Source organism: Polyangium sp. 15x6, assembly GCF_029960785.1.
In the GTDB taxonomy this organism is placed as follows: domain Bacteria; phylum Myxococcota_A; class Polyangia; order Polyangiales; family Polyangiaceae; genus Polyangium.
Map to the genome: position 1 here is coordinate 40602 of NZ_JASBQE010000006.1, position 22931 is coordinate 63532.

Below are 22931 nucleotides of genomic sequence, written 5' to 3' on the forward strand. Positions count from 1 at the left end.
ATGAAGGTCGGTAAAGCGTTTTTCGCAGGGATCGTCGGCGGCGCCGCAATGACGCTGATCATGACGGCCGCGCGCGCGGCCGGCGCGTCGGCGGACATCGCGCAGATGCTCGGCACGCTGCCCGGCCATCCGCCGAGCAGCATGACGTGGCTCGTCGGATTCCTCGTGACCATCATGATGTCGGGCCTCATCGGCATTGCCTACGGCGCCGTGTTCGAGACCATCACGCGGAGCGCCGACGCCGCGACGGGTCTCAAGCTCTCGCTCGTGCATCTCGCGCTCGCGGGCATCTTCGTGGGCCTGCTCGGGCTGATGCACCCGCTCGTGCCGGAGATCGTGCCCGCGCCAGGCTTCTTCATGTCGAAGTACGGCGGGCTCGGGATCCTCGCATTCGTGGCCGCGCACCTCGTGTTCGGCGCCATCGTGGGGGGGCTCTACGGATCCGTGACGACCGAAGAGGCGACACCGCTCGAGTGATTCGCGTCGAGCGGAGAACAAAAAGGAAAAGGCGCGGGCCCTTTTCACGGGCGCGCGCCTTTTTCTCGTTCGCGCCGAGAATCAGGTCGCCGCGGGCGGCGTCTCCGGATTGGACATCACGCCGCCGAGGGTCAGGCCTTCGTCGATCGATTTCACCGCGCGCTTGGCGCGCTTGCGGATGTCGACGTGCAGTGAGTCGTCGAAATTGATGGCCGAGAACGCGCCGCGCGCCTCGATCTTCTTTTCGAGGCCGAGATAGGCCTCCGCCTCGTTCCAGCGGAGCTTCCAGTCGCGCTTGGCCAGGTTCTCGAGCTTGCCCGCGTCCTCGACGATCTCCTGATAGCGCTTTTCGTTGCCGAGGTGCGTCCAGAGCTCGGCGCGGAGGTCGTCGTCCTCCGGGCGAAGCGCGACGGCCTTCTTGAGGAGGTCGATGCCCTCGTCCTTCGCGCCCGTGGCGATCTTCGCCCGCGCGAGCGAGCGCCACGCGCCCACCGCGTTCGGGTGCGCCTCGGCGAACGCCGCGAGCGCCGGGATCGCGTTCGAGACGCCCTGGATGTTCGTGGCCGCGTCCGCGGGCCAGAAGCGATACTGAAGCGCGAGGAGATCGCCCGGATCCGCCTCGAGCGCCTTGTCGAGCGCCGCGCGCGCCTCGTCCGTATTGCCCGCGGCCGCGAGCGAGCGCCCGAGCTCGACGTACGCGCCCGCCGAGTGCGCCTTCTCGACGTACGCCTTCGCCGCCGCGAGGGCCTCGTCCCGACGGCCGAGGTCACGCAGGGCCGCGATCTTCGCGAGCTCGCCGCGCTCGGCGGAGGCGGCGTCGCCGAGCTTGATGATGCGCTCGGCGATCGCGAGCACCACGATCGGGCGGGCCTCGCGCTCGTGATACGCGAGCTGCTCGAGGTAATAAGCGGCGTCGCGCGCCTCGGCGTCCCACACGGAGGCGAGGTACTCGTCGACCTTGTCGCTGCGCACGTAGGTGAGCGAGGTGGCGTCGCGCGGGTTCTCGTAGACGGGCACGAGGACACCGAGCTTGGCGAGCGCGTCGAGCGCGGGCTGGCAGTCGGGCTGCGCCTCGAGCGCGAGGACGAACTCGTCGATCGCCGCGTCCTTGTTGCTCATGGTCGCGTGGACCTGGCCGAGGCCGACGTGATAATCCGCGTCGCCCTCGAACGTCTTGCGGATCGACTGATAGGTCTTCAGCGCGGCCGGGTAATCACGCAGAGCCGTCTGCGCCGCGGCGAGGTTCAGGCGCGCGGCGTGATCGTCGGGATCCATCGAGGCGATGCGCTTGAGCGCCGAGAGCGCCTTCTCGAAGTCGTTCTCGGCGAAGCCCTTCTGGGCGCGATCGAGGAGCGGCGCTTTGTCGAGGAAGACCTCCAGCGCCGAGACGAGCTGGCTGTTCTTCTTGCGCCAGTTGCCATCCTTGCCCGCGGGCGAGTCGTTGAGGAACGACTTGATCCACTTGCGGGCGTTTTCGATGGACAGGCCCTTGTCGGCCAGACCCTCGAACTCGCTCTTGGGAATGGGGAGCTGCGGCGGCATCCCCTGGCGGCGAGACATCTTCGGGTCCAGGGCAATCATGACCCATTCTTCGTCTTTGCTCATCGCGGATCACGGTAGCGAAAGGCCGCTTCCGAGATCAAGCGCCGAAGGCTCGCGCCACGGCGCGTCAGGAGAAGCTGATCACGATCACGACGAGCACGAGGACGACCACGCCGACGCCGATGGCGACGAGCACCGGGGTCTGCAGCCCGAGCACACGCGGCCGGAGGCGCGTGGTGAACGCATCGGGGTCGAGCTCGGGCGCGGGCAAAGCATGCCGATCCGGCAGGCGCGTCGCGCCCGGCGGCACCGAACGACCCGGCACGGGCGGCGCGGGCGGAATGGGCGGCGGCGCCGGAATGGAAGGGCCCGCGATCGGCGGCGCCGAGGGGGACGGAATCGCCGCGGCGAGCGCCGGGATCTGCGCCGCAGGCGGGATCGGAGGCGGGGCCATGGCCGCGAGCACCGGAGGCGGCACGCTCACGGTCTGCGCCGCGGCGCCCTCGGTCGCGCGGGCCGATCGCTCCATCGCGAGCGCGACTTCGAGCCGGCGCAGGCCGTCCGTGATGCCCTGCGTTTTTCCGATCCGCAGCGCTTCCGCGGCGATCGCGGCCGCGTCGCTCGTGGCCTTCGCGAGCGCGGCCTTCCGCTCGGCGCGCGCGTACGCGGCTTTCGCCTCCTCGGCGAGGCGCATGGCCTCGAGCGAGAGACGCTCGGCCTCGCCGCGCAGCCGATCCTCGCCGCTCGGCTCGCCGGTGGGCGGGGGCGGAGGCGCCGAGCCTGCGCTGCGGGCCGTGACGGGCGGCAAGGGCACGGAGGGATCGGCGGGGACGATCTGACCGGGCGGCGCCGGAGGCATGGCGCGCGCGGCCGTCGCGGCGCGCACCTTGCGCAGCATGTCGCCGATGGGCGCGGTGGGATCGTCGAGATCCTCGCTGTCGGCGGGATCATCGCGGCGGCTCGGCGCGGCGGGGAGTTTGCCCTCGATGACGGTCGCGAAGCTCGGCAGCGCGATGCGTTTGTCCTCGGGGGCCTCGGGCGGGGGCGCCGGGCGCGCAGCGGCGACGTCGGGGGCGACGAGCTTCGGATCGAAGGGTTTGCCCCCCTTGAACTGCTGCCGCAGCATCGCGAGCTGCTCGGGCGTGCCTTTGACGAGGGTCGGGACCTCCTCGCCCCAGTCGACCTCGCCCTCGCCCGTGCCGCGTCCATCGGCGATGCGCGGGGCGTTGCGCAGCGTGCCGATCCGCCGCGGCGTGACCTTGGCCTCGGCGGTCGTGTCGTCGGCGAGCTCGTTCGCGTCCGGGATCGGCGGGCCATTGGCTCCGGTCGATCGTTTCGTGCCCGGGCGCTCGGTGGGCGGGGGTGAATCGCTCCGCTTCGGCGGGTCTCTCGGGAGCGGGGCCACGACCGAGCCGCCGGTGAACGTGGGCGGGCGGGGTTTTTCCTTTTTGACCTCGGGCGTCTGGCTCGCGATCACGCGCTCGAACCAGGCCATCTGGCGCATCGCGTTCCGGCGGACGAAGCGGCCGAGGGCCTCCTCGTTGTCCTCCATGTACCCGTGCGCGCTGAGCCACTCGTCGAGCCGCGCGAGGATCTCGACGACGGACTGGAAGCGCGCCTTCGGATCCTTTTCGAGGCACTTGCTCACGATGCTGACGAGCTCGCGATCGATCTTCGGCCGGAGCTTGAAGAGATCGGCCGGCGGCGCGGTCATGATCAGGCGCGCGAGCTCCATGTCGTTCGGCGCGACCCAGGGCCTGCGCGCCGCGAAGAGCTCGAAGAGCATGACGCCGAGCGAGAAGATGTCGGCGCGCGCGTCGATGTTGTTGCCCGTGGCCTGCTCGGGGGAGATGTACTCGAGCTGGCCCTTCACCATGCCCGTCAGCGTGCGCGTGAGCCTCTGCTTGGCCTTGGCGAGGCCGAAGTCGGTGATCTTCACGTCACCCTGGAACGAGCAGAGCACGTTGCCGGGCGTGAGATCGCGGTGGACCAGGTTCATGTGCTCGCCGCTCGGCGCGCGCAGGGCGTGCGCGGTGCCGAGGCCGCGGCAGATCTGCCGCGCGAGGAAGACGACCATCCGCTCGGTGAAGGCCTCGCCCGTGTCGAAGATCGTCTTCATGAGCCGCGCGAGCGAGACACCCTGCACGAGCTCGACGGCGAGGTAGAGGCCCTGATCGTCGCTGCCCCAGCCCACGACCTCGACCACGTTCGGATGCCGGAGCGCGCCTGTCATCCACATCTCGTCGCGGAACTGGGCGACGAACGCGGGATCGCTGGCGAGGTGCGGGTGGAGGCGCTTGACGGCGACGAGGCGACCCTCGGCGGGGCCGTGGGTCACGCGGCAGAGATCGACCTTCGCCGACTCCCCGGCCGCGATCTCCGCGAGCATCATGAAGGAGAGCGCGGACGGGTCTTGCCCAGGAGGCGGCGGCATTCGCGGGTCAGTGTATCAAACCGTTTGCCGCGCCGCAGCGATCGCTTGCGGGAGTCCGCCGAGGTTTGCCTTGAGGTGCACGTCGAGGTGATCGTCCTTGGTACGGATCGCACGGACCGAGGCGACGGGCAGGGCGATCGAGAGATAACGACGAACCTTGGGGTTTTCCGCGAGCTTGGGCACCTTCATGAGATCGAGCGTGAGGCGATCGTCCTTGGCCTCGACCAGCATGGGCGGACGCTTCGGCATGAAGGCGACGAGGTTGCCGGGCTTCGACAGATCGAGCGCGCCGGACTTCAAGAGGCCGGCGAGGGGCGAGCTCGAGTCGCCGAGCACGGTGAGGGTGAGGCCCTCGATGCGGACCCCGATGCGCATCTCCGTCAGGGAGATGTCGATCTCCTCGATGTGAAGAATGAGCGAGGCGCGCAGCGGCGTGCCCATGGCGTCGACGGTCGCGGCGACGCGGACGCCGGGCGGCGCGGCCTCGATGACGATGTCCTTCGGGGCTTTCTTGTTGTCCGGAACGAACTCGCGCGCGAGGTAACGCAGGGCATCCATGGGGATGGAAGCGCGCAGGCCGAGGGCGCTGCGCAAGGCGCGGACGATCTCCTCGGGGTGCTCTTTCAGATAGTTTCCAGCGGTGCGGGCGAGGACGCGGGGATCAGGCTTGGGCATACGGGGGGTTAGAACCTTCGCAGAGGTGCGCTCGTCCGCGCAAGGGGCGCGAACGCCAGGGTCGCGGCGATGAAGGACGCAGCGCGTCGACACGCTTCTTCTGCGGATCGATCGGGGTCACAATGGAGGCATGCGTGGAACGTTCGCTTTCTTCTTGGCGGGGATCGTGGGCATGGCCGCATGTGGAAGCGGCGGCGGCGTCGATGTCGTGACGAACGGCGCCACGACGGGCGCGGGCGCCTCCGGGGGCTCGGGCGGCGCGGGCGGCGCAGGCGGCGATGCGACGGGCGGCGGTGGATCGGGCAGCGTGCCGGGGGCGTGGTGCACGCCGATCCCGGCCTGCGATGCCCCTCCCCCGCCGCCGGGAGAGGCCATCGACTGGAACGCGATCATCCCGCCGATCGGAGACCCGAACCATCGCGGGCGTGATCTCTTCCTGAACCCCGGCGATCCGCAGTGGATCCTGGCGAAGTTCTCGTACGGCACCTTCGACGACGACATCAAGGGCGAGTACGTCGACGTGTACGTGCAGCGCGACTGCGCAGGCACGTGGGAGCACCTCGGGACCGCGACGACGACCGAGGATGAAGAGCACCAGGCGGTCGAGGGCGTGGAGGACACGGGAGGGCGCGTCTACTTCCAGATCCCGGAGGAGAAGGCCCTCGGGCTCGGCAGACACAGGGTTCATCTCGTTGTCAAGGGTGACCTCTCGACGACGGACCTCTTCATCGAGGTCGTGCCGAAAGGGACGCCGGTCTTCGTGAGCGACATCGACGGGACGCTGACGACCTACGAGACGGAGGAGTTCGTCGCGCTCGCGCAAGGCGAGCTGCCCGAGGTGCGAAAGGACGCGGCGAAGCTCTTCGACGTGCTCGTTTCGAAGGGCTATCACCCGTTTTACATGACCGCCCGGCCCGAATGGCTCGGGGCGCGGACGCGGGCGTTCCTCGACCAAAACGGTTTTCCGCACGGGATCGTGCACACGACGCTGACGAAGTCGGGCGCGCTCGGGAGCGAGGCTTCGAGCTACAAGACCGGCGAGCTCTCGATGCTCGCCCAAAAAGGGATGGTCCCCACCTACGCCTTCGGCAATACGGACACCGACGCCGCGGCCTATTTCAACGCGATGGTGCAGCCCGACGAGCGGCGCGTGTTCATCGAGTTCGACGATACGGTGCACGGCGGGCGCAGGATCGAGAGTTACACGGAGCTCCTCGCCGAGGCCGAAGCGCTGCCGAGCCTCTGCCCATGATCGCCGCGGGCGGATCGTGATTCTCCGCGGACTTCCGCCCGTCCTCGAAAGCATGAAACTGCGGGGCGCGCCGGCCGTGAAACCCGGCGGTAATTCGTTATGCTACGGCCGTGGCCCCGAGCGCGCCGGCCGATCGTGATTCCCTTCCGAAAGCCGCGCCGCCGCGGCGGCCGGGGCGGGTGCGCCGCGCGCTCGCCACGGGCGCCGCCACGCTCGGGCTTTTCGTGGTGTTCACCGGATCCGCCGTAGCCGCCGTGGGGCTCCACCTCGACGTTGGCCCGTTCCGCCGCCTCGCGCGCGATGTGGCGAACCAGGCGCTCGGTTCTCTCTTCGAAGGGAAGATCGTGATCGCGGAGATCGATCACCTCGCGCTCGACGAGGTGTCGGTCCGATCGGCGGTCACGCTCGATCCGCGCGGCACGGAAATCATCCGGGCGAACAACATTCACGGCAGCTTCGACCTCCTCGGGTTTGCCCGCGCGTCGCTCTTCGGCACGGGTGAACGCAAGCTCGTGTTCCCCCACATCCGCATCGAGGAGGCCGAGGTGATGCTCGAGCGCGGGCCCGATCAGCGGCTCGGGATCGAGACGGCGTTCATCCCGCGGCCGACGCCGAAGAAACCCAAGAAACCCAAGAAGCCCGGTGAAGTCGATCGAGCGGCCGAGCAGCCGACGACGGTGGCGCTCGAGCGGATCGAGATCGGCCACGCGCACGTGCGTGGTCAGGTGGCGCCTCCGCGCGCGCTCGACGCGGACGTGACGCGCCTGCTCGCGTCGGTGCACGTGACGCCGCGCGGGCTCGCCGTGGATGTGGAGCAGACGGGCATTCGCGAGCGCACGCTCGCGCACGTGCCGCTCGCGGGCACGGTCGATTACCACCTGCACGTCGACACGCCGCCCGAGGCGACGACGACGAACGCGGCGCCCGATCCGCAGAGCACGGCAGCGTCGATGCGGATGTGGAGCAGCTTCGCCGGGCACGCGGGGCCGGTCGAGGTGCTGGCGCGCGCTTCGCTCGAAGGCGCGCACGTCTCCGCGGCGGTCGAGCTGCCGCGCGCCGAGCCCGCGGATCTGCGGCTGCTCGCGCCGGGTTTGCCCCTGCGCGAGCGGGTCTCCGCGAAGATCACGCTCGAAGGAGACGCGCCCTCATTCGAGGTCGAGGGGCGGCTCGATGTTTCGCCGGCGGAGCGATCGCCGGGGTCGGTCGCGCTGCGGGGCAAGCTCGACGTATCGCGCGGGGCGCGGCTCGCGCTCGACGTGACCGCGGACGACGTCGATCCGCGCATGTTCGTCGACGGTTTGCCCGAGGCGAACGTGGACATGAACGCGCGGCTCGTCCTCGATACGGACCCCGGGCTGCGGCTCGTGGCCGAGGCGAGGACCGAGCCGATGGTGGTGCAAGAGCAGCCGGTGCCGGCGGCCGACGTGCACCTCGTCTACGATCACGGCGAGCTCGAAGGCCGCGTGACGTTGCACGAGCAGGGCGCGCCGACGTCCGGCTCGTTCGTCGTGACCCCGGGCGGCGCCGTGCGATTCGAGGCGGAGACGTTCGTCGCGTCGCTCGAATCGGCGCCGCGGCTCGCAGGTCCCGCGACGGGCAGCGCGCGCGTGCACGTGAAGGGCGCGATCCAGGAGGGGAAGATCGACGCGCGTGCCACGGGCTCGGTGTACGAGCTCCACGCGAAGGGCGGCGTGTCGCTCGAACGAGGTCGCGTGGAAGGACGCATTCGCGGGCCCTTCGAAAAACTCGACGTCGAGGCCACGCTCGAAGGCGAAGGATTTTTCGCGGGCGGGCGCGGCGCGGACAAGGTGACGGCGCACGTGCGTGGTCCTGTCACGGCGCCGAAGGTGGAAGCACGGCTCGAAGGCGGCGACGTGGGCGAGCTCGAAGCGTCGGCGCGGATCGAGACGAAGGAGAAGAGCGCGCGCGAGGTGGCGCTGCGGCTGTCGCGCGAAGGCGAACGGATCGAGGGCAAAGCGAAGCGCGTCGCGCTCGAGGGCGGAGCGCTCGCGATCGAGGGGCTCACGGCCGAGGGGCCGGGCGTGGGCTCGCTCGGAGGGACGCTCGCGGTGGACGGGCGCGAGCTCACGGGCAAGCTCAAGGGCGAGGGCGTGGACCTCGGTCGGCTCGGTCGGCTGCTGGATCTCGATCGAAACCTGCGAGGCCTCGCGGACGTGGACGTCGCGCTCACGCGCACGAAGGACGGGCGCAAAGGGCACGTGCACCTGCAGGTCGAGGACGGGACGTTCTCGGCCGGGGGATTGCCGATCACGGGGGCGAGCGGCTCGCTCGTGGCGACGTTCGACGACGCGCGCGCCACGATGGACGGCACGTTCCGCCTCGTCGATCGCGACAAGTCCGGCACGGAGGACGCGTGCAACGGTTCGATCGCGGAGGTGCGAATCTCCGGCGCCGAAGGAAATCTGCGCGGGCCGCTCTTGGATCCGGCGACGTGGGCAAGGCTCACGGGCTCGGCGCGCGTGGACGCGCCGGACTGGGATCTGCGGTGCATCGCGCAGCGCCTGCCGGTCGCGCTCGTCCTCAGCGAGGTCTCGGGCCGCCTCGGCACGAGCTTCGCGATCGAGCGGCCCGCCGGGCAGCGGTTCGTGTCGGTGCGTGATCTCGACGTGCGCACGCGCGGCCTCGTGGTCGCGGGGCCGGTGGGGTTCGGCGAGGACAAACCCGCATGGGAGTCGCGCTCGATGGACGTCGCGGTCTCGGGCTCGCTGAACGGCGCGACGGGCGCGACGGACGTGACGCTGTCGCTCCTCGACACGTCGACGATGGTCGAGCTCGCGACCCACGTGGATCTCGATCTGCCGACGCTCGTCGACGATCCGAAGAAGCGGCGCGCTTCGCTACTCGCGTCGCGCGGGACGGCCGAGCTCACGATCCCGCGGCGAACGGTGCGCTCGTTCCATACGTTGCCCTCGGTCCTACGGGACGCGATCCCGCCGATCCGGGGCGCGATCGCGCTCTCGGCCTCGGCGAGCGGGACGCTCGAAAAGCCGGCGATCCGCGTGAATGCGCGCGGGTTCGGGCTCGCGCACGACGCGCGGACGCTCGGCCCGAGCCCTTGGGCGTTCCCCGTGGACGTGGACGCGACCGCGACGTACGACGCGAGCAAGGCGACGTTGCGCGCGGCCGTGCGCAAGGACGCGCGCGAGCTCGCCCTGGTCGACGCGAACGTCGACGTCGACCTCGCCGCGCTGCGCGCAGGCCGCGCCATCCAGCCCCGCGGCGGCGCGCGCGCCACGCTGCGTGATCTGCCGCTGGAGCTGATCCCGTTCTTCGCGGATCGCGACGTCGCGGGCCGCGTGAGCGGCGTCCTCCGCTTCGATCAGCGCGGTGACAATCCCGAAGCCGCGGCGCGCCTCGAGGTGTCGGGCCTGGAGCTCGGCAGCCAGTCGTCCTTCGATCGCGCCACGCTCGAGCTCTCGATCGGCAACCCCGGCGGCACGGGCAAGCCGGCGCGCGGCGTGGCGCAGCTCGAGCTCGTCGGTCGCGGCGGCGGGCGCATCGACGCGACGGGATACGCGGGCATCGACTGGCAAGGCATCGTCCCGCAGATCGACGCGACGCGGCCCGCGGACCTGCTCCTCAAGGCGAACCGCTTCCGCCTCGCGAGCCTCACGCCGCTCGTCTCCGGGACGCTCTCGCGGCTCGACGGCACGCTCGACGGCGATCTGCGCGTGGGCCTGCATCGCTTCGGCGAGGACGACGGGCGCATCGAGGCGAACATGGAGGTGCGCAACGGCGTCTTCCACGTCCCGCAGATCGGACAGGAGTTCAAGAACACGCGCGTCTCGATCCGCACGACGTACAAGGGCGAGCTGCGCTTCGACGATCTCCGCGCCGAAGGCATCAGCGGCGCCGTCGAGGGTTCCGCGATCGTGCAGATGAAGGGCCTCGCCTTCCAGGAGGCGCACGGCGAGCTGCGCATCGATCGAGACGAGGAGCTGCCCGTGACGTTCGAGGGCGTGCCGCTCGGGCACGCGCACGGGAGGATCGTGCTCGCGGCGGAGAGGCAGGGGCGCGAGGTGTCGCTCACGGTGAGCGTGCCCGGGCTTCATCTCGCATTGCCCGCGTCGAGCACGCGCGGCGTGCAGTCGCTCGATCCGAACCCCGACGTCGTGGTCTCGCATCCGCTCGGCCCGCCGAAGGAGGAGCGCCCGAAGGACGCGCTCGCGTACCTGATCACGTTCGAGCTCGGCGACATCAGGATCGAAGGCATGGGCGCGGATCTCGAGCTCACGGGCGGCAGCGCGCCGCCGCGCGTCGCGCTCACGGACGAGACGCGGCTCTCGGGCGACGTGGAGATCAGCCGCGGTTCGTTCGAGATCGTCGGCAAGAAGTTCGAGATCGAGCGGGGCCTCGTGCGTCTGCGGCCGGAAGAAGCGGGCAACCCCTACGTCAACGTGACGGCGCGCTGGGACGCGCCCGACGGCACGCGCGTGTTCGTGGACTACGTCGGCGATCTGAAGCCGATCACCGAGCAGAAGCTCAAGTTCCGATCGAGCCCGCCGATGTCGCAGCAAGCGATCCTGTCGATGATCCTGATCGGTGAATCACCCGAGTCCAAGTCCGACACGCAGTCACAAGCGACGGCGCAGGCGTCACCGCGCGCGACGGACGTGGCGGCGGGCGTGGTGGGCGGCGAGATCGCCTCGGCGCAGATCAACGCGATCCTGTCGCAGATCGCGCCGCTCCGAGGTCTGTCCACGCGCGTCGGGACGACGGAGGCCGGCCGGCTCCGCACGACCGTGATCTACGAGCTCGGCGATACCGTGACCGCGCAGGCGAGCTACGAGGGTTCGCCCGCGTCGAGCCGCCTCGAAGGCATCCAGAGCCCCACGGGTACGACGCAGGGCACGGAGAACCGCACGGAGCTGAACCTCGACTGGCGCTTCAAGCGCAACTGGGCGCTGCGCGGATCGTTCGGCTTCGGAGGAATCAACCAGCAGCCGAGCTCGGGTCTCGATCTGTTCTGGCAGTACCGCTACTAGTCGGCGCGCGTCGCGAGCTCCGCCGACACGTCACCCACGCGCACGATCGGGGGCTCCGCCGACACGAGCAGCGGCGCGAGGCCGGCCTGCGCGTGCCGCGAAAAACGCGCGTCCTCCGCGCCCGCCTTCACCCGCGCGATCACCACGCCGTCGCTCGATACCGAGAGCACGCGCGGATCGAGCAGCTCCTCCGTGCCGTCCGAGAGCACGAGGAGCGCCCTCTGCCCCTCGTCCTCGACGCGGACGGCGCGCACGACGAACGGCGTCTCCTCGGCGCGGAAGTAACACCAGTCGTAGCCGTTCGTGAGGATGAGCCGCCCATCGTCCGGGTGCCGCGCGATCCAGCGATGGAGCGCCTCCTCGAGGGCGGGGTGGTCCACGCGCGCGCCGTCGTGCCAGAAGCGGCCCTCGCGATCGAGCACGATCGTGCTCTCACGCGACGTGCCCGGCGGGGGCGCGAGTTTGTAGAAGTCAGGGTGATCGCCGGGCTTCATGGTCCTCTCCTGTCCGGCCGCCCGTTCGGGCAGCAAGGGATCCATAGGGCCGGCGGCGACCGGCGTCACGCCCCCACACGCGCAGCGGGGCTGCGATCGCGTCCGCCTTGGGCTACAACCGGCCCCGATGAACGAAGCGCCGCGAGAATCGCTCCCGCACGACGACCACCTCCAGGCGACGCGCGCGTACTACGACGAGTTCGCCGCGCGCTACGAGGACCGCCGCGACGGTCGGGATTCCTCGGGCTACCACGATCTCGTCGACGATCTCGAGATCGACTTCCTCCGCCGCTTCGGCGAAGGCCGCGACGTGCTCGAGGTGGGCTGCGGAACGGGCCTCCTGCTCCGGCGCATCGCGGACTTCGCGCGGACGGCCCGCGGCGTCGATCTTTCGCCCGGCATGCTGGAAAAAGCCCGCGCGCGGGGTCTCGACGTCACCGTCGGCAGCGCGACCGATCTCCCCTTCCCCGACGCGAGCTTCGACGTCGCCTGCGCCTTCAAGGTGCTCCCGCACGTCCGCGAGCTCGAGCGCGCGATCGCCGAGATGGCGCGCGTGGTTCGTCCGGGCGGAACGATCCTCGCCGAGCTCTACAACCCCGTGAGCCTGCGTGGCTTCGTGAAGCGCTTCCTGCCAGCCGGCGCCATCAGCGCACGCACGAAGGAGGACGCCGTCTACACCCGCTTCGTGAGCCCGTGGGGCGCCGCCCGCCTTTTTCCGCCTGGCGTGCGTGTCCGCGCGTCGCGCGGCGTGCGTATCGTCACGCCCGCAGCCGCCGTCATGCGCGTGCCGCTCCTCCGCGGCGCCTTGGTTCGCGCCGAGCACGCGCTCTGCGACTCCCCGCTCCGGCACCTGGGCGGTTTCTGGATCGTCGCGCTCGAGAAGCTTTGAGGGGCCTGTCCTCGTCCCTGTTGTTCCGGTCGGAAATCACTGATATTTTTGCTTCTCGTGGCCTTCGAGGTTCCGCTCGCCCCGACAGCGGATGCCCGCCCCCCGGCGGCGATGTTGGCCCCGCCGCGAAGCAGAGCGATACTGCACGTTGCAGGGCCCCCTCCGAGCGCCCGTCGTCGCTGAAAGGACCCGCGATGCCTCCTACGTCCACGAGCTCGATCCCGACTCTCCTCACCGGCGCGGACAACGATCGCGGCGCGCTCATCGGGGCGCTCGCATTCGTCGAGGGTGTCGGCATCGGAGCGATGGGCGCGCGAGAGCTCAAGACGTGGATCGAGGAGTACCTCGTGCGCGCCGGGCGCATGCAGCGCCCCGTTCAAGTCGCCGAGCCCATGGCAGGCACGCTGCTGCTCGACACGCTGAACACCGTGGGCGCGCCGCCCTCGGCAACGAAGGCGCTGCTCGATCGGATCCTCGGCCGCGCGCGGTCACGCGTGGTCTTCACGCTGCGCGGGCTCATCACGGATCCACCGGAAGACAACTTCCTCGAGATCGCAACGAAGTCGAGCCGCGTGCAGCCGCTCGGCATCGGCTCGAAGGTGTCATGGATCGCGCGGCCGCAGAAGGAAGACTCGCTGAGCGATATCGTGCTCAGCCTGTTCGCCGCAGACATCCTCTCGAACCGCAACCTGTACGATCAAAACCTCTGCGTCTGCGACACGTGCGGCCGCGTCTCGTTCCGCGCAAAGATGATGTCGCGCACCGGCTGCCGCGAGCACAACGACGGCCCCCCAGGCGTCAAGCCCACGAGCAGCCGCAGCACCTGAGAGCGTAGCGCCGGGGTTTCACCCCGGGCCCCACCAGGGGCTGTCCGCCCCTGGACCCGGACCAGGGCAAGCCCTGGACCTCTGGTGCATCGACCGCGATGCGGTCGATGCAAAAGAGCATCGGCTGTGGAGATCCTTCGGCGTCGAAGCGATCAGAAAGCGCCGACGACGCCCACGCCAAACCCGTCCGGCGTCACCGCGACCGTCGGCACCACGCGCAGCGCGGGGCGCGGCGGCACGGGTCGCTTCTCGATCGTGACCTTCTGCGGCACGTACGCGATCTGCGCCTGCACGATGCCCGCCACGGTGAGCCCAGCCCAAAGGCCGAACGCGACCTGGTTGATGATCAGCGTGATCTGCTGGCGACGCACGAGCTCCTCGCGCTCAGCTTTAATCGCGAGCGTCTGATCGAAGCTCGCGTAGTAGTTGAAGACCTGCGAGGCGACGATCGTCGTCGCACCCGTGAACGCCTGCGTGATGGCGAAGGTCCAGCCGAGCTTCCGGCTGCCGTTCTGGAACTGGCCGATGCCAAACGGCATCGCCGCGACGATGCGCGAGTTCTGCACGATGATCTGCCGCTCGGACGCCGCCTTCACGAGCGACTCGATCCAGCGTTTTTCCTCTTCCTTCGCCTTCTGCTGCGCGATGCGCCGATCGCGCTCCTCCGCAGCGCGCTTCTGCTCCGCCGCGTCGAGCTCCTCGCGCAGGCGTCCACGCACGACGGTGAAACGATCGACGACCTCCTGCGGAAACACCGCAGGGTCGGGCGAATAACTCGGGTTTTGACGCAGGATCGTGGCGATCTCCGCCTCGGCCTCGTCGTAACGCTTGAGCGCGATGAGCGAGGCCGCGCGGAGCGTGCGCGCGCGCTGGATGAGGTCCGGATCCGTGAGTCGACACGGCGCCGTGCCGCTCGTCGGGACAGACTCACAGGGCTTCTGCGCGGGATCGAGCATCGCCGTGAAGCGCGAGGCCGCCTCGTCGTACTCGGCCGCGTCGAAGCGCGTCTTGCCGAGCTCGAACTGCTGCAAATCGTCCGCGCGCGCGGCGCGGGTCGCGAGGGCGAGCGCGAGGCCCGTCACCGCCGCGAGCGCCGTGGGCCCGAACGAAGCGCGCCGCTTGGCCCTGGGGCCTCGGCGGTCCCGCCCGAACCGAAGCCCGCCGGGCAGAGCCCGCTGCAGACGAGGTCGCGCCGTCATTCCCCGTAACCGAGTAACCGAGGGACCCTTCTACCGGAATTTGGGCGTCGTGGGGACCGCTATCCGCGAACCGAGGCCCTCCGCCTCACCGCGCAGGCCAGGGCACCACGTTGTGCTCTCCGGCGCGCAAACTCACGTTGTTCCGGAAGGGCTCTTCCCCAGGCGCCGTGAACTGGCACTTGTTGTCGTAGGTGATCTCCTCGAGCTGTACCTTCTGGGTGGCACCTGGAAAAAGCGTCAGTTTGATGTCCGAGCACACCACCTGCGCATTCGCAGGCGCCGGGCCGAGCGAGACCGTGGCCGGGAGCGGCGTGAGCCGGACGCGGTAGCGCTGCACATCGTCGAGATCGTTCTCGGGCGGTGGTTCGACGACGAGGGTTCCATCGAAGGTGCCGCAGCACTTCGAATCCTTCACGCGGGCCGAGACGGCATGAGCGCCGGGCTTGAGCTTGAAGACGCGCGAAAAATGCTTTTCTTCCTTGCCGTCGAGGACGAGGGTCGCGCCTTGCGGGCTGACGAGGAAGACGACCCTGCGCTCATTCGGGGACGCGGGCGGAGCCGTGGAGGCGGAGGTCGTCGGGGCGCTGAGCGGGAGCTTGATGCGGATGCTGCGCGGCGTTTCGGCCAGGTTGATCGATGACGAGACCGTGCTCGGAGCCCGAGGATCCACGGATGCGTCGGGCGCGGAAGGGTTCTTGGGGTGCTCCGTGGAGGCCGTCGTGGCGTCGGTCTTCGGTCCTGCGTCGGCCTCGATCGCGGCCACGGGTTTGCGCAGGCGCGCGACGACGAAGGCCCCGACGCCGAGCACGAGCGCGCCCGCGACGAGGCCCGCCATTCTGCGCACGAGCTTCTGTCGCTCGGCGCTCGCGGAGAGGCTCGTCACGCGCTTCAGGATCGCGAGGTCGTTCGGCGCGAGCGCGTGGGCGCGGTTGAAGTCGGCCGCGGCGCCGGTGCGATCGCCCGTCTTGCGCGCGGCCTCGCCGCGGGCGACGAGGCACGACACGAGCCGCGTCGTGAGGGCGTCCGCGTAGCCGGCCGGGTCCTCGAAGTAAGCCTCGATCTCGCGCCGCGGGTCGGTGATGCCGAGGACCTCGAGCTCGGCGCGGATGAGCTCGCCGAGCTTGCCGGGGCCCGCGATGCGATCGGCCGCGGCGTGCGCGAGGGCGCCGTCGATGATGCGCGCGAAGCGACCGCCGACCGTGGGCCGCTCGTGATCCGCCCGCGGATAGTCGTTTTCGAGCACGCGACGCAGGACCTGCGCCGGGTTTTTCCCTTCGAACGGCAGGTGCCCCACGAGGCACTCGTACATGAGCACGCCGAGCGCGAAGACGTCGGTGCGCCCGTCGACCTCGCCCGCCTCGATCTGCTCGGGCGCCATGTGCGCAGGCGATCCGAGCACCTGCCCGGTCGACGTCACGCCCTGCGCGTCGAGGATCTTCGCGATGCCGAAGTCCGTGAGCTTGATGAGCACGCCGAGATCACCGGCGCGGCTCGGCACGGGCCGTGGTGTCGATCGCGGCGCGTCGGGAACGGGCGTCTCGTCGACCTTGTCGACGCGCGCGCGCGACTCGCTCGTGCGATCCGCGGGCAGCTCGACGAGCACGTTCTCCGGCTTCACGTCGCGGTGCACGATGCCGCACGCGTGCGCGTGCTCGAGCGCCTCGCAGAGCACGAGGACGATCGACGCGCCGATCTCGGCGGGCATGTCGCGGTGGCGCTGGAGGATCTTCCGCAGCGTGGTGCCGCGGCAGAGCTCGACGACGAGATAACGCTCGCCGTCCTCCTCGCTGGAGACGTCGTACACCTCGACGATCCCCGGGTGCCGGAGCTTCGCGGCCGCGCGCGCCTCGGCGACGAACCGCGCGGCGACCTCGGTGTTCTCGCGCAGGTGCTTGTGGATGAGCTTGATGGCGACTTCACGCCCGAGACGAACGTCACGGGCGCGATACACCGTCGCCATCCCACCGTGCCCGATCTCCTCGATGAGCTCGTACTTCGCGAGCCTGGGGAGCCCCGGCAGGGCGGAGGGTTCCGTCATTCCACGACCTTCACGCGGATCGAGTTCGTCGATCCACGCACGCCGATCGGCGCGCCGAAGATCGCGACGAACTTGTCCCCCGGCGAGACGAAGCCGTTCGCGAGCAAGATCATGCTCGCGCGATCGACCATCTCGTCCGCGCTCGTGACCTTGTCGAGCGGCCAGGGCACGACGCCCCAGAGCAGCGCGAGCCTGCGGCGCGTCGCCGCGTTCGGCGAGAACGCGACGATCGGCACGACGGGCCTGTGCTTCGAGGCGTAGAGCGCCGTGGAGCCGCTCTCCGTGAAGGCCACGATGACCCGCGCGCCGATGTCGCGCGCGATGTCACAGCCGTTGCGCGCCACGGCCTCGGGCACGTTCGCGCGCGCGCCGGGCATCTCGCTCGAGAGAGGCCGGAAGAACTTGCTCTGCTCGGCCTCCATGACGATGCGGCTCATCACGCGCGCGACGAGCGGCGGGTGCGCGCCCGTCGCCGTCTCCTGCGAGAGCATCACCGCGTCCGTCCCCTCGAAGACCGCCGTCGCCACGTCGCTCGCCTCGGCGCGCGTCGGGCGCGAGTTCGTGACCATCGACTGGAGCATCTCGGTCGCGACGATGACCGGCTTCTGATGCACACGCGCAAGTCCGAGGATCTCGCGCTGGATCACGGGCACGCGCTCGGGGTTGAACTCCACGCCGAGGTCACCACGCGCGACCATGACGGCATCGGTCGCCTGGATGATCGCCTCGAGGTTCTCGACGGCCGCGGGCGTCTCGATCTTCGCGACGATGGGCGTCGGCCGGCCCCACGCTTCGCAGATGTCGCGCACGAGCCGGATGTCGTCCGCCGTGCGCACGAAGGAGAGCGCGACGTAGTCGATGCCGAGCGAGAGGCCGAACGAGAGGTCGGCCTTGTCCTTCTCGGTGAGCGCCGCGAGCCGCACGCGCCGCGCCGGCAGGCTGACGCCCACGCGATCGCGGAGCTGTCCGCCCTGCGTGGCCACGGCGTGCACGCGCCGGCCATCGACCTTGGTCACCGTGAGGACCATGCGTCCGTCGTCGACGAGCACGATGTCGCCCGGCTGCAGATCCTCGGCGAGGCCCTCGTACAGGATCGGCATCTCGCCGGGCCCGCCGTGCTGTTGGTCCTTCGTGGCCTCGATGAGCACGACCTGACCGTCCGTGGGCACATCCATCGTGCCGCCCTCGAACTTGCCCGCGCGGATCTTGGGACCACAAAGGTCCTGCAGGATCGCCACGGGTTTGTCGCAGGCCTCGGCGGCCGCGCGAACGGCCTGGAACCTTCGCGCGTGCTCTTCGTGTGTGCCGTGGGAAAAATTCAGCCGCGCCACATCCATGCCGGCGCGGATGAGTGGCTCGAGCTGGGGCTCGGATGCAGGGCCTATCGTGCAGACGATCTTCGCGCGACGTACGACCACGGGCGGAGCATGGCACGACGTCCGCGCCGCTAACAGGGCCTTACGCTGGGAAGCTCCGTGAGCCGTCCGACGTGGAGCGGGGGGTCCTCCCGGGTCGCGGGGACGAGTCCGCTCGACGCCACGCGCCATGCCGGCTTTACCCGCTGCCCGCGCCGCGCTACCCGAGGGCCCATGCTGAAACGCGACGCGCGCGGGGCCGCCACGATGGGCGGCATCCGCCTCGAGGACCTCCTCGACCTCGGGACGGAGCCCAAAGAAGGCACGGATCGACCGCGCACCCCCGCCTACGTGTACGACGTGGACGCGATCGTGCAGGCGGCGCGGGATCTTTCCGCTGGGTTCGAAGGCGCGCCGCACCAGATCGCCTACGCGATCAAAGCGAACACGGCGGGCCCCATCGTGCGCGCGCTCGGCGCCGCCGGCTGCGGGGCCGAGGTGGTCTCCGGTGGCGAGCTCGCCGTGGCGCTCGGCGCGGGCATCCCCGCGGATTCGATCCTGTTCAGCGGCGTGGCCAAGACGGCGCGCGAGATCGATCAGGCGATCGGCGCTGGCGATCGCGGGATCCTCGCGCTGCAGATGGAGAGCGTCGAGGAGATCGGGCGCGCCGCGGCCCGCGCCCGCGCGCTCGGGCGCAAGGCGCGCGTGGCGTTCCGCGTGAACCCGAGCATCGAGGCCGACACGCACGCGCACGTGGCGACGGGCCACGACGAGGCGAAGTTCGGCATCGCGCTCGCCGATCTTACGGCCGCGTACGAAGCGGTCGACGCGGCAGAGGGCGCGCTCGAGCTCGTGGGCATCGGCTGTCACATCGGCTCGCAGCTCACGCGCACGGACGAGTACCTCGCGGGCGCGCGCGTGGTGCTCGATCTCGCGGCCGAACGCCGCGCCGCGGGCAGGCCCCTCGCGTACCTCGATCTCGGCGGCGGCTACGGCATCGACTACGGCGCGGGTTGCCCCGTGTCGCCCGCGGATTTCGCGCGGGCGGCGACGCGCCTCGTCGCAGAGCGAGGCTTCGCCGGGACGCGCATCGTCGTCGAGCCGGGGCGCGCGCTCGTGGCGCCGTACGGCGTGCTCTGCGCGAGCGTGGTGATGGCGAAGCGCTCGCGCGGCGAGCCTGCGCGGCGATGGCTCCTGATCGACGCGGGCATGAACGATCTCATCCGCCCCGCGCTGTACGCGGCCAAGCACCGCATCGAGCCGATCGACGCGCCGCCGCCGGCCGCAGGCGCGGCGCCCGGCTACCGCGTCGTGGGGCCCGTCTGCGAGAGCTCCGACGACTTCGGCGAGCATCCCTTCGCGGATCCGCTGCCGCGCGCCGTGATCCTCCGTGACGCCGGCGCGTACGGCTTCGTGATGGCGAGCGAGTACAACGGGCGCGGGCTGCCGACGGAGATCTTCCTCGCGGGCGGCCGCGTTGCGACGATTCATCGCTCGCGTGACGCAGCGGCCTGGGCCGCGTCCCGTCTCTTCGGCTGACAAAAAACGAAGAGGGCGAGCCCCTTGAGGCCCGCCCCCGTTGTTTTGCGGATGTCGACATGATCAACGTCGACGACGTTGATCATGTCGACCCACGTGGCTCAGCGACGATCGCGCGGCGGACGGTCGCCGCGATCGCGCGGCGGACGATCACCGCGGTCGCCGCGCGGCGGACGATCGCCGCGGGGGCCGTCACGACCCGGATCGCTCCGACGCGGCGGCGGACCACCCGCGTCGCGCTCGCGGGCCTGATCGAGCCGCGCCTTCGCCTCCACGCCGGCCTGCCCCTCGGGCAGCGGCAGCACCTCGCGGCGGCTCAGGCGGATCTTGCCCTCGCGGTCGACGCTCACGACCTTCACCTCGACCGTGTCGCCTTCCTTCACCACATCCTCGACACGCTCGACGCGCGTGTGCGCGAGCTCCGAGATGTGCACGAGGCCGTCGGTACCCGGGAGGATCTCGACGAACGCGCCGAAGTCCGTGATGCGCTTGACCGTGCCCTTGTAGACCGCGCCGACCTCGGGCTCGGCGGTGAGGCCCTTGATGATGTCGAGCGCCCTCTTCACGGCCTCGGAGTCCGCCGATGCCACGTTCACCGTGCCGTCGTCCTCCACGTCGATCGCCACGCCCGTCTGATCGACGATGCCCTTGATGGTCTTGCCGCCGGGGCCGATGATCAGGCGGATCTGGTCGGGCTTGACCTTGATCGTCGTGATGCGCGGCGCGTACTGGCTGAGCTCCGGCCGCGGCGCGGGCAGCGCCTCCAGCATCTTGCCGAGGATGTGCAGCCGACCCTCGCGCGCCTGATCGAGCGCCTGCGCCAGGATCGCCCGCGACAGGCCCGCGATCTTGATGTCCATCTGGATCGCCGTCACGCCGCGCGCCGTGCCGCAGACCTTGAAGTCCATGTCGCCGAGATGATCCTCGTCGCCGAGGATGTCGCTCAGGATCGCGTACTTGCTGCCCTCGGCGATGAGGCCCATCGCGATGCCGGCGACGGGCGACTTGATCGGCACGCCCGCGTCCATGAGCGAGAGGCAACCGCCGCAGACGGCCGCCATCGACGACGAGCCGTTCGACTCGAGCGTCTCGCTCACGATGCGGATCGTGTAGGGGAACTGCTCCTGCGCGGGGATCATGCGGGAGAGAGCGCGCTCGGCGAGGGCGCCGTGCCCGATCTCGCGACGGCCAGGGCCGCGCATCGGCTTCGTCTCGCCCGTCGAGAAGGGCGGGAAGTTGTAGTGGAGGTAGAAGCGCTTCCAGCTCTCCCCCATCAGGCCGTCGATCTTCTGCTCGTCCGTCGAGGTGCCGAGCGTCGTCGTCACGATCGCCTGCGTCTCGCCGCGCTGGAAGAGGGAGCTACCGTGCACGCGCGGGAGCAGCCCCGCCTCGCACATGATCGGCCGGATCGTGCGCGTGTCGCGACCGTCGATGCGCTTGCCCTCGTCGAGGACGTAGGTGCGGACGACGTGCGCCTTGCGCTCCTCGAACTCCGCCTTGATGAGCTTCTCGTTCGCGAGGTACTTCTCCGGACCGAGCTCTGCGAGCAGCGCCTCGCCGAGCTTCTTCTTCAGCGCCGAGTAGCCCTCGTAACGCGCCTTCTTGTCGGTCACGCGGGTCGCCGACTTGAGATCGTTGTCCACGATCTCGGCGACGCGCGCCTTGATCGCGTCGTCGAGCTGCGGCGCCTGGAACGCCTTCTTCGGCTTGCCCACCGCCTGACGGACGCGCTCGATGAGGTCGATCACGGGCTGCGCCGTCTCGTGCGCGAACATGAGCGCGTCGATGATGTCGCTCTCGGTCGCCTCGGCGGCGCCACCCTCGACCATCACGATCGCGTCGCGCGAGCAGGCGACGACGAGGTCGATGTCGCACTCCTCGATCTCGCTCGCCGTCGGGTACGCCACGAACTCGCCGGCCTTGCGGCCGACGCGCACGCCGACGACGGGCCCGTTCCACGGGATGTCCGAGATGTGCAGCGCCGCGCTCGCGCCCGTGAGCGCGAGGACGTCGGCCTTGTTCTGCTTGTCGCTCGAGAGGACGGTCGCGATGATCTGCGTGTCCTTCTTGAAGCCCTCGGGGAAGAGCGGACGGAGCGGGCGATCCATGATGCGGCAGGCGAGGATCTCCTCGTCGCGCTGGCGCGCCTCGCGCTTGAAGAAGCCGCCGGGGATCTTGCCGGCGGCGTACGTCTTCTCGACGAACTCGCAGGTGAGGGGGAAGAAATCGAGCCCGGGCCGCTCGTCTTGCGACACAGCGGTCACGAGGACCATCGTCTCGCCGTACGTGACGAGGACGGATCCATGGGCTTGCTTGGCCAGACGGCCGGTCTCGAGCGTGAGGGCTCGACCGCCGACCATGACGGATTCACGAACGTACATGTGTCTTGCGCTCTCTCTCACGGCGCGCGATCGCGCTCCCGAAGACCCTGACATCCGAGCGCAAGGCGGATCTTCTTCCTCGATTCCTGCCCAGGAGCAGCAGCGCTGCTGGGCACGAAGCGAAGACGAAGACGCTCCGTAGCGCTCACGGCCTCGGGGAACGCCCCCGCGCCCCGTTCTATTGTCCAAACCGACGTATTTCGGCTCTCTGTGTAGAGCCTTCGGCGGAGCCCCGCCACTTTTTTCGGCGGACCAGCGACCCGTTCTTCCGGAAGCACTTCCATAAGTTACACAGACAAAACGCACAAAAGCGAAGAGGGCTCGCTCCCCGTCCGGGGAACGAACCCTCTCGTCGCGCTCGCCTGTGCGCTTACTTGCGGATGTTGAGGCGGCTGATGAGCGACCGGTAGCGCTCGATGTCGATCCGCTTCAGGTAGTCGAGCTGGCGGCGGCGCTGGCTGACGAGCTTGAGGAGACCACGGCGCGAGTGGTGGTCCTTCTTGTGCGTCTTGAAGTGCTCCGTGAGCTGCGTGATCCGCTCGCTGAGGAGCGCGATCTGCACCTCGGGCGAACCGGTGTCGCCCTCGTGCGTACGGAACTTGTCGATGATCGTCGTCTTGTGAATCGGATGAAGCATCTGTCCTGCACTCCTCGGCGTACCCTGGCGCTGCCGAGCGCGGGGTCGTCCAGGCGTCGCCCGACGGCGAGCGCGCGCCCGGAGCGGCGCGTGCCCACGTGATCGGGCCGAACGAAAAACGGACGCGGAGTATACGCATCTCGTCCGTTCGGTCAACGGACGGTTCGGCCCGGAAGTAGGCAGACG

The 22931-nt window shown here is 69.9% G+C and carries 15 protein-coding genes; 6 read left to right on the forward strand and 9 right to left on the reverse strand.

Going from position 1 to position 22931, the window contains the following annotated elements; translation table 11 throughout:
• Complete coding sequence (locus tag QHF83_RS06795; RefSeq protein WP_282416934.1) at positions 1 to 477, forward strand: hypothetical protein; 477 nt, start codon at positions 1 to 3, stop codon at positions 475 to 477.
• An 81-nt stretch (positions 478 to 558) separates the two neighbouring features.
• Here the strand turns inward: QHF83_RS06795 and QHF83_RS06800 are convergent, their stop codons facing one another.
• The 3 genes from QHF83_RS06800 to QHF83_RS06810 all read right to left on the reverse strand — a co-directional run bounded on the left by QHF83_RS06800 (position 559) and on the right by QHF83_RS06810 (position 5128).
• Entirely contained in the window at positions 559 to 2082 is a 1524-nt protein-coding gene (locus tag QHF83_RS06800; protein ID WP_282416935.1) for a tetratricopeptide repeat protein, read from the reverse strand.
• Positions 2083 to 2146: 64 nt separating this feature from the next.
• Positions 2147 to 4453 carry a serine/threonine-protein kinase gene (locus QHF83_RS06805; protein ID WP_282416936.1) on the reverse strand — a complete coding sequence of 769 codons (2307 nt, stop codon included), beginning with the start codon at positions 4451 to 4453 and terminating at the stop codon, positions 2147 to 2149.
• Between the two features lie 15 nt (positions 4454 to 4468).
• A complete protein-coding gene (locus QHF83_RS06810; RefSeq protein WP_282416937.1) occupies positions 4469 to 5128 on the reverse strand; it encodes a hypothetical protein in 660 nt (219 codons plus the stop codon).
• A gap of 130 nt (positions 5129 to 5258) precedes the next feature.
• Here QHF83_RS06810 and QHF83_RS06815 point away from each other — a divergent pair, with 130 nt between their 5' ends.
• Both QHF83_RS06815 and QHF83_RS06820 read left to right on the forward strand, forming a co-directional pair.
• Positions 5259 to 6380 (forward strand): HAD family acid phosphatase, encoded by a 1122-nt coding sequence (locus tag QHF83_RS06815; protein ID WP_282416938.1) that lies wholly within the window; start codon positions 5259 to 5261, stop codon positions 6378 to 6380.
• A gap of 110 nt (positions 6381 to 6490) precedes the next feature.
• Positions 6491 to 11386: a translocation/assembly module TamB domain-containing protein gene (locus QHF83_RS06820; protein ID WP_282416939.1), complete on the forward strand. Its 4896-nt coding sequence runs from the start codon at positions 6491 to 6493 to the stop codon at positions 11384 to 11386.
• Here QHF83_RS06820 and QHF83_RS06825 read toward each other — a convergent pair.
• On the reverse strand, positions 11383 to 11880 hold the full coding sequence (locus QHF83_RS06825) for a hypothetical protein (protein ID WP_282416940.1): 498 nt from the start codon (positions 11878 to 11880) through the stop codon (positions 11383 to 11385). The genes QHF83_RS06820 and QHF83_RS06825 overlap by 4 nt on opposite strands.
• Before the next feature lie 127 nt (positions 11881 to 12007).
• On the opposite strand from QHF83_RS06825, the gene QHF83_RS06830 reads away from it, so the two are divergent.
• On the forward strand, positions 12008 to 12769 hold the full coding sequence (locus QHF83_RS06830; RefSeq protein ID WP_282416941.1) for a class I SAM-dependent methyltransferase: 762 nt from the start codon (positions 12008 to 12010) through the stop codon (positions 12767 to 12769).
• A 194-nt stretch (positions 12770 to 12963) separates the two neighbouring features.
• Positions 12964 to 13596, forward strand: a complete 633-nt coding sequence (locus QHF83_RS06835; protein ID WP_282416942.1) for a hypothetical protein — start codon at positions 12964 to 12966, stop codon at positions 13594 to 13596.
• 152 nt (positions 13597 to 13748) lie between these two features.
• Here QHF83_RS06835 and QHF83_RS06840 read toward each other — a convergent pair whose 3' ends face one another.
• The 3 genes from QHF83_RS06840 to pyk all read right to left on the reverse strand — a co-directional run bounded on the left by QHF83_RS06840 (position 13749) and on the right by pyk (position 18251).
• Positions 13749 to 14795, reverse strand: a complete 1047-nt coding sequence (locus QHF83_RS06840; protein ID WP_282416943.1) for a hypothetical protein — start codon at positions 14793 to 14795, stop codon at positions 13749 to 13751.
• 85 nt (positions 14796 to 14880) lie between these two features.
• Positions 14881 to 16833, reverse strand: coding sequence for a serine/threonine-protein kinase (locus QHF83_RS06845; protein ID WP_282416944.1), 1953 nt, complete (start codon positions 16831 to 16833; stop codon positions 14881 to 14883).
• Positions 16830 to 18251 (reverse strand): pyruvate kinase, encoded by a 1422-nt coding sequence (pyk, locus tag QHF83_RS06850; protein WP_282416945.1) that lies wholly within the window; start codon positions 18249 to 18251, stop codon positions 16830 to 16832. The genes QHF83_RS06845 and pyk overlap by 4 nt, the downstream gene beginning before the upstream one ends.
• A 171-nt stretch (positions 18252 to 18422) precedes the next feature.
• Here pyk and lysA point away from each other — a divergent pair, with 171 nt between their 5' ends.
• A complete protein-coding gene (gene lysA, locus QHF83_RS06855; RefSeq protein ID WP_282416946.1) occupies positions 18423 to 19727 on the forward strand; it encodes a diaminopimelate decarboxylase in 1305 nt (434 codons plus the stop codon).
• Positions 19728 to 19828: 101 nt separating this feature from the next.
• On the opposite strand, the gene pnp is transcribed toward lysA, so the two are convergent.
• Complete coding sequence (pnp, locus tag QHF83_RS06860; protein ID WP_282416947.1) at positions 19829 to 22108, reverse strand: polyribonucleotide nucleotidyltransferase; 2280 nt, start codon at positions 22106 to 22108, stop codon at positions 19829 to 19831.
• Between the two features lie 370 nt (positions 22109 to 22478).
• Positions 22479 to 22745: a 30S ribosomal protein S15 gene (gene rpsO, locus QHF83_RS06865; RefSeq protein WP_136933211.1), complete on the reverse strand. Its 267-nt coding sequence runs from the start codon at positions 22743 to 22745 to the stop codon at positions 22479 to 22481.
• Between the last annotated feature and the right edge of the window lie 186 nt (positions 22746 to 22931).